The sequence below is a fragment of the Streptococcus orisratti DSM 15617 genome (assembly GCF_000380105.1).
Taxonomy (GTDB): Bacteria; Bacillota; Bacilli; order Lactobacillales; family Streptococcaceae; genus Streptococcus; species Streptococcus orisratti.
In genome coordinates, this window is sequence record NZ_KB904513.1 from 1 (window position 1) to 6,431 (window position 6,431).

Annotated in this window: 6 protein-coding genes and 2 pseudogenes; 4 read left to right on the forward strand and 4 right to left on the reverse strand. The window is 38.0% G+C overall.

The genetic code is table 11. From position 1 onward, the window contains the following. The 3 genes and pseudogenes from A3I7_RS0110710 to A3I7_RS0110720 form a co-directional block, all read right to left on the reverse strand. Nucleotides 1-455 (reverse strand): annotated as a pseudogene (locus A3I7_RS0110710) (IS630 transposase-related protein); the annotation flags it as partial. A 419-nt stretch (nt 456-874) separates the two neighbouring features. Beyond that, nucleotides 875-2,224 (reverse strand): annotated as a pseudogene (rlmD, locus tag A3I7_RS0110715) (23S rRNA (uracil(1939)-C(5))-methyltransferase RlmD); the annotation flags it as partial. After that, entirely contained in the window at nt 2,221-3,156 is a 936-nt protein-coding gene (locus A3I7_RS0110720) for a helix-hairpin-helix domain-containing protein (RefSeq protein ID WP_018376760.1), read from the reverse strand. The pseudogene rlmD and the gene A3I7_RS0110720, both read right to left, overlap by 4 nt. 69 nt (nt 3,157-3,225) lie before the next feature. Between A3I7_RS0110720 and A3I7_RS0110725 the strand changes: the two genes are divergently transcribed. From A3I7_RS0110725 to A3I7_RS0110740, 4 genes are all read left to right on the forward strand, one after another. Next, nucleotides 3,226-4,002 (forward strand): aminoglycoside 3'-phosphotransferase, encoded by a 777-nt coding sequence (locus A3I7_RS0110725; RefSeq protein ID WP_018376761.1) that lies wholly within the window; start codon nt 3,226-3,228, stop codon nt 4,000-4,002. Between the two features lie 11 nt (nt 4,003-4,013). Continuing rightward, nucleotides 4,014-4,790 (forward strand): recombination regulator RecX, encoded by a 777-nt coding sequence (gene recX / locus A3I7_RS0110730; RefSeq protein ID WP_018376762.1) that lies wholly within the window; start codon nt 4,014-4,016, stop codon nt 4,788-4,790. Nucleotides 4,791-4,876: 86 nt separating this feature from the next. Further along, on the forward strand, nt 4,877-5,410 hold the full coding sequence (gene ntdP, locus A3I7_RS0110735; protein WP_018376763.1) for a nucleoside tri-diphosphate phosphatase: 534 nt from the start codon (nt 4,877-4,879) through the stop codon (nt 5,408-5,410). Between the two features lie 218 nt (nt 5,411-5,628). Next, entirely contained in the window at nt 5,629-5,940 is a 312-nt protein-coding gene (locus A3I7_RS0110740; protein ID WP_018376764.1) for a DUF960 domain-containing protein, read from the forward strand. Between the two features lie 225 nt (nt 5,941-6,165). On the opposite strand, the gene A3I7_RS13820 is transcribed toward A3I7_RS0110740, so the two are convergent. Then, the coding region (locus A3I7_RS13820) for a transposase (RefSeq protein WP_018375225.1) at nt 6,166-6,431 on the reverse strand (266 nt) is incomplete at its 5' end.

Sequence of the window (6,431 nt, forward strand, 5' to 3'; positions counted from 1 at the left end):
TAATGAGCGACCATATTCTCGATAAAAATAAGTATCGAATCCTGTTTCATCAATATAAACAGGTGTTAAGTGCTTTAAACGATTAAAATGTTTAAGAAATAAAGCTACTTTTTCTGGATCTTGTTCATAGGAGGTATGGTTCTTTTTTTTCGTGTATATCCCATAGCTTTGAGAGCATAGTGAATCGCCGTTGGATGNCAGTCAAATTCAGACGCTATTTCAGTCAAATAAGCATCCGGATGGTCATTAAGATAGTTNTTGAGTCTATCTCTATCAACTTTTCTTGGTTTTGTTCCTTTTGCTTGATGGTTTAGGTTCCCTGTTTTCTCTTTTAGTTTTAACCAGCCATAAATGGTATTTCGTGAGATTTGGAAAACATCTGATGCTTCTGTGATACTACCTGTTCGTTTACAATAGGCGAGAACTTTTTTACGAAAATCTAATGAATATGCCATAAAAACATTATATCACATTATGTACTATTTGTGTTTCATTTTACTATAATGAATGGCTTACTTTATTGGTCCGCTGTTTTTGAAAACATATGAACGTTAAAAAGTGCAGATCAATTCTGCACTTTTAATTTGTTTAATTACTCAATCATTCCAAACCAACTTAACGCATCGATGATAGCTTGTTCTTTTTTGGGTGGACAATTTGGAACTCTTTGCTTTTCTTTCTTAGAGTGATTATAGTTCTCCCGCTCAGTTATCCCAAGTTTCCTTTTAACTTGTGCAATATTAAGGGTAGATACTTTTAATTCAAATTTTCTAAAGACATAATCTTTGATTTCTGAATAAGCGGCATCCTTCTTGACAGAAATATCTTTGAGGTCATCTTCATTGATTTCAAGATCAATATGATGGTTGATATCTCGTTTGGACAATTTAACAACCGCCTCCGTCCTTGCTGTATGAGGAAACATATCAACCGACTGGATATAGTGCACATCATAGACCTTGACCAAGCTCACCAAGTCGCGTGCCAAGGTTGAAACATTGCAGGATACATAGACCATTTTCTCTGGCTGGTAGTGCAAAATGGTTTCTAACAAAGCATCGTCCAAGCCAGTCCGAGGAGGATCGACCACCAAGGCATCCGCACGATAGCCTTCTTTATACCACTTAGGAATGATTTCCTCGGCTTTTCCGGCTTCGTAGTAGGTGTTGTTAAATCCTATATTTTTAGCATTTTTGCGTGCATCTTCGATAGCCTCTGGAATAATGTCCATGCCGCGCACGCTTTTGACTCTATCCGCAAAAGCAAAGCCAATGGTCCCAACACCACAATAAGCATCAATAATATCATCGCTTGCCGTCACATCTAAAGCTGCAACCGCTTGACTATATAATACTTCGGTCTGCTGCGGATTGAGCTGATAGAATGCGCGTGGTGACAATGAAAAATTGTAATCCAAAACATTTTCCGAAATCGTCTCTTGTCCCCACAAAATCTCTGTCTTATCACCATAAATCTCACTTGATTTAGAACGATTGACATTAAGAGCAATGGTTTTAATTTGCGGGAACTCAGCAGTCAACTCCTTGATGAGTGCTGTTAGACGAAGGTCACGGCTGGTCACAAAGATTAACTGAACCTGTTCGGTCGCTTGCGCTTTACGAATCATAACTGTCCGTACGCCAGCAATCTTGCGTTCATTGTATATCGGTACCTTGTACGTGTTCAAAAGTTGGCAGATACGGTTGATGATTCTTTGTGTTAGCACATCCTGAACCAAGCAGTCTTCAACACTAACAAGCCTGTGACTACCTTCAGCATAAAGTCCTGCTTTAATTGAGCCACCAAAAGAACGAATTTGGAATTGCAACTTAGCACGATAATGTTCCGGTTGCTCCATGCCCAGAGTATGACGAATCTCATAGCTTTCATAACCTGCTGGCTTAAACTTATTCAAAGCCTGACGGATAATATCGTCCTTAACTTCCAACTGTTTGTCATAACGCAGGTGCATAAGTTGACAACCACCACATTCTTCGTAGATAGAGCAGGATGGCTCAACTCGAAATTTTGACTTTTTATTAATGGTCAATAGCCGAGCAGTCACAAAGTTACGTTTGACGCTGGTGACTTGGCAAAAAACCTCCTCACCCTTCAGCGCACCGGGCACAAAGACCAATGTTTTCTTATAAAAACCAATCCCTTCACCATTGATGCCCATACGTTTGATTTTCAAAGGAATTCTTTGTTTTACTTGTAAATTCATTTCTCGCTAAATATCACTCCAGCTTCTTTTAGTTTTTCCAAAGTAGCTTTGCCAATTTTAGGAATAGTTAACAACTGAGTTTCTGAATAATTGGCAATATCTGCAACAGTTCTGATGCCATAATTTGTCAAGCTCTGCAATTGTGCAGAAGTCAAAATATCAAAGTCTTCTAAAAACTCATCCTCTTCTGCAAAATCATTGTTAAGCCAAGCCTGCACATAGGTAGAGGCAGTCATCAAAAGAGGCAGAACATTGTAGAGAGCTAGATAGAGGCTATCTTCGCTATTGGGTTGGTAACTTTCCAGAGCCCCCGCATCTAAAACACGTAGCATTGGAAATTCATCTTGCAAACAAAATTCAAGAAAACCATCAACCTGACCACATAGCTGGAGTATCAATTCTTCAGCAGTTTCTTGATGACCGTTCAAAATTGCTGCAATTAGCAAAGGAACTTGCATGAGAACATCTTCCTTGTGTTCTTTATGGCTATTAAAAAATGCACTCGCCATCTCATAATTTGACATTAAAACATAGAGTGACATGATTTCATAACGACATCCCAAGGAATCATTAGGATCAGCTTGATAAATCTCTAAAAAATGGGTTAAAGCCTTCTGGTAAAGTCCATTTTGCTTATAAAGCATGGCCAACTCCACCTTTGATTCAAGATAAGGAGGCTGTCCCTCAGCTATCCAAGCTTTTTTTGGAGACATTGACCTCTCTTTTTCCAACTCTTCTAACGCACTGATTTCTTTTACAAGTTCGCTCCCTGAGGCTCCGCTATCATAGAGACCATTACCAAAAGCAAACTCATCATACAAATCGTCTATTTCCTCATCGGTCAGACCAGATAAGCTTTCTAGCAAATCAGCTTCAAATTCCTTATTCTGTCGATATTGTTTCAAACTAATTACCTTATCTTTATCCGTCATAGCTACCTCTTTTCTTGGGACAACGTATTTTCCTAACTCTATTCTACCATTTTTGATATAATTAAAACTATGAAAATCGTTAAATTCGAGAAATTACTTGCTCAACTTCCATCTGAAATCAAACCCTATGTATTAGGAAAAACACTTATCGACACCTCTTCTCATTCGGGTGCTCTGGTGATAAAAGTAGGCTCTGAATACTACCTCAAAATTGATCAAAAAGGTACTTTGAAAGATGAGGCAAAGAATATCAGTTGGTTCTACCAAGCAGGGCTCGGTATTGCTCTTATCGCCTATGTTAGCAGCGATAAAGACTATTTATTAACCGAAGCCGCCTATGGACAATCAGCTTTGGCATTTATGGACCAACCCAAACTTCTCTGTCAAACACTCGCCAATGCACTCAAAAAATTACATCAATATAGTCCAGTTGACTTTCCTATTACAAAACGCCTAGAGCATTATCAAGCAACTGCTGAGCAAAATTACAAAGCTGGAGCTTTTTATGATAAGGCCTTGCTACCTTATTTTGGCATCACAGATCGCGAAGACGCTCACCAACTCACCATAAGCAAAGGACACCTTTTAAGAAATGACGCCTTCATCCACGGTGATGCTTGCTTGCCAAATATCATTTTGAAGGACACTCAAACCTTCTCCTGCTTTATTGATGTGGGCTTAGCTGGTGTGAGCGATCGGCACATTGACCTATTTTGGGTAATTTGGTCACTTCACTACAATCTCGGCACTGATCAATACACAGACTACTTTCTAGATGCCTATGGACGTGAGATGGTTGATTTTGAACGCCTACAACTTGTAGCTGCCTATGAAACTTTTGGATAAAAACTAGAACTATGAAAATCACTAAAATTGAAAAGAAAAAACGACTTTATCTAGTTGAAATTGATAACTCGGATAAACTTTATGTGACTGAGGACACTATCGTTCGCTTTATGCTGACTAAGGGGCTGACCTTGGATGACAAAATGCTCAAAAACATCCAGACCTTTGCCCAATTTTCACACGGAAAAAATTTAGCACTCTATTATATTTCATTTAAACAGCGCACGACCGCTGAGGTTCGACTTTATTTGATGGACCATGATATCAAGTCTGATATTATTGAGGATGTCTTGAAAAATCTTAAAGAGGATAAATGGCTAGACGATGGTAAATACGTTGAAAATTTTATCTCACAAAATCTGAGTTCAGATGACAAAGGTCCCTATGTTATAAAACAAAAATTGCTCCAAAAAGGTATTCCAGCGCAGCTTATTGATCAGGAAATAGAAAAACAGGATTTCAGTGAGGTCGCAGAAAAAGCTGCTAACAAACTTCTGAAAAAGTACCAAACTAAATTACCTGCTAGAACCCTTAAGGATAAAATTATCCAATCTCTAAGCAACAAAGGCTTTTCTTATGCCGAGGCAAAAACTGCTTTTGAAAGCCTCGAGATTGAATCTGATGACGAAAATGAACAAGATTTGCTCCACAAAGAACTTGATAAAGCCTACCGTAAATACAGCAAAAAATATGAAGGTTATGACCTCAAACAACGACTAATTCAAGCCTTAGCCCGAAAAGGGTTCGGTTTTGATGACATTAATAGTGCTCTAAGGGACTATTTATAAGATTTTCGCTCTTAATCAGTGCATTTTTCAGAAAATTATGATAAACTATCTAAGATAAGTTTTAATTGTAGAAAGTTGGTAAGGGCATGAAATTACCTAAGGAAGGCGACTTTATTACAATTCAAAGTTATAAGCATGATGGTAGTTTGCACCGCACGTGGCGCGATACTATGGTACTGAAAACAACTGAAAACGCCCTGATTGGGGTTAACGATCATACACTCGTAACCGAAAGTGATGGGAGACGTTGGGTAACACGTGAACCAGCAATCGTCTATTTTCATAAAAAATACTGGTTTAACATTATTGCAATGATTCGTGATAACGGCGTTTCTTACTACTGCAATCTGGCGAGTCCTTATGTGATGGATGAAGAAGCACTCAAATACATTGACTACGACTTAGATGTCAAAGTTTTCGCTGATGGTGAAAAGCGGTTGCTTGATGTTGATGAATATGAGACACATAAGCGTAAGATGGCCTATTCTGCTGATTTAGACTTTATTCTAAAAGAAAATGTCAAAATCTTGGTTGACTGGATTAACAATGGCAAAGGACCATTTTCACAATCCTATGTCAATATTTGGTACAAACGTTATCTTGAACTGAAGAATCGTTAAAGTTGTCAGCACCCCATTCGGGGTGCTTTCATACTAAGAACCTGTATTCACAGTTCAACACTTCTATCTAAGGCTAGTTTTTGAGCTACTCATCGTTAGTTTTTTCAAGATACAGTCAGCATTCTCTCAAAAAACTGCCTTGATTAGCAAGAAAACTCTCTCTTATCTATAAACACTTCGCTTGTGAATACAGGTTCTTAGTAGAAAGGAAAATTGTTATGGCATTTGAACACACTAAAGAACGATATGCTAGTTTTGGTGTTGTAACTAGCCTCCCTCATCCAATTATTGACACCTTTTGGGATATTCTTGACAACTATCTCAAGGGAGTTGTGCCATTAGATCGAACCTTGACTTTCCGGTTGGCAAACAAAAAAGACAAACTATCCCTTGAATATTATGATAGAAAACGTCAAATCCACATCGTTTTTGACTATAATACACCTTTTGACCCATTTTTTCCTGAAATCGTCAACATTACTGACAATGCTGGCATTGAAACGATTGTCCTACCACACGAAACAGATTGATACTCCGTGACATTAAAACAACTCAGCTTGATGAAATTTATTCTACCTACACTGTTGCTGTTAAGTCTAATTTCCCATTACTTCTCAGCATTCATTTCACAAATCATAACAACGTGTTAATCTATGGAATCGGTTTTCATTGGGTGCAAAATTATGCTATGAGCCTTATTCAATCAGGACATTCAAAAAAAGAGCCTGACTGACTTTAACCATAAAAAAATATAGTTAATTGAAACAAGAGCAGGACAAAAGTGCCTCAAGAAAAGTATCGCAATTTGGCAATACTTTTCTGAGGTGTTTTTTGATTTGAGCCCATGTTTTCTCAATGGGATTATACTCAGGTGAGTAAGGAGGAAGTGGTAAAAGTCTATGCCCCTGCTCCTTGCATAACTCTTTTAGCTTACTCATCCTATGAAACCTTGCATTGTCCATAATGATAACAGATGGTCTATCTAAAGTGGGTAGTAAGAATGTTTTAAACCAAGCTTCGA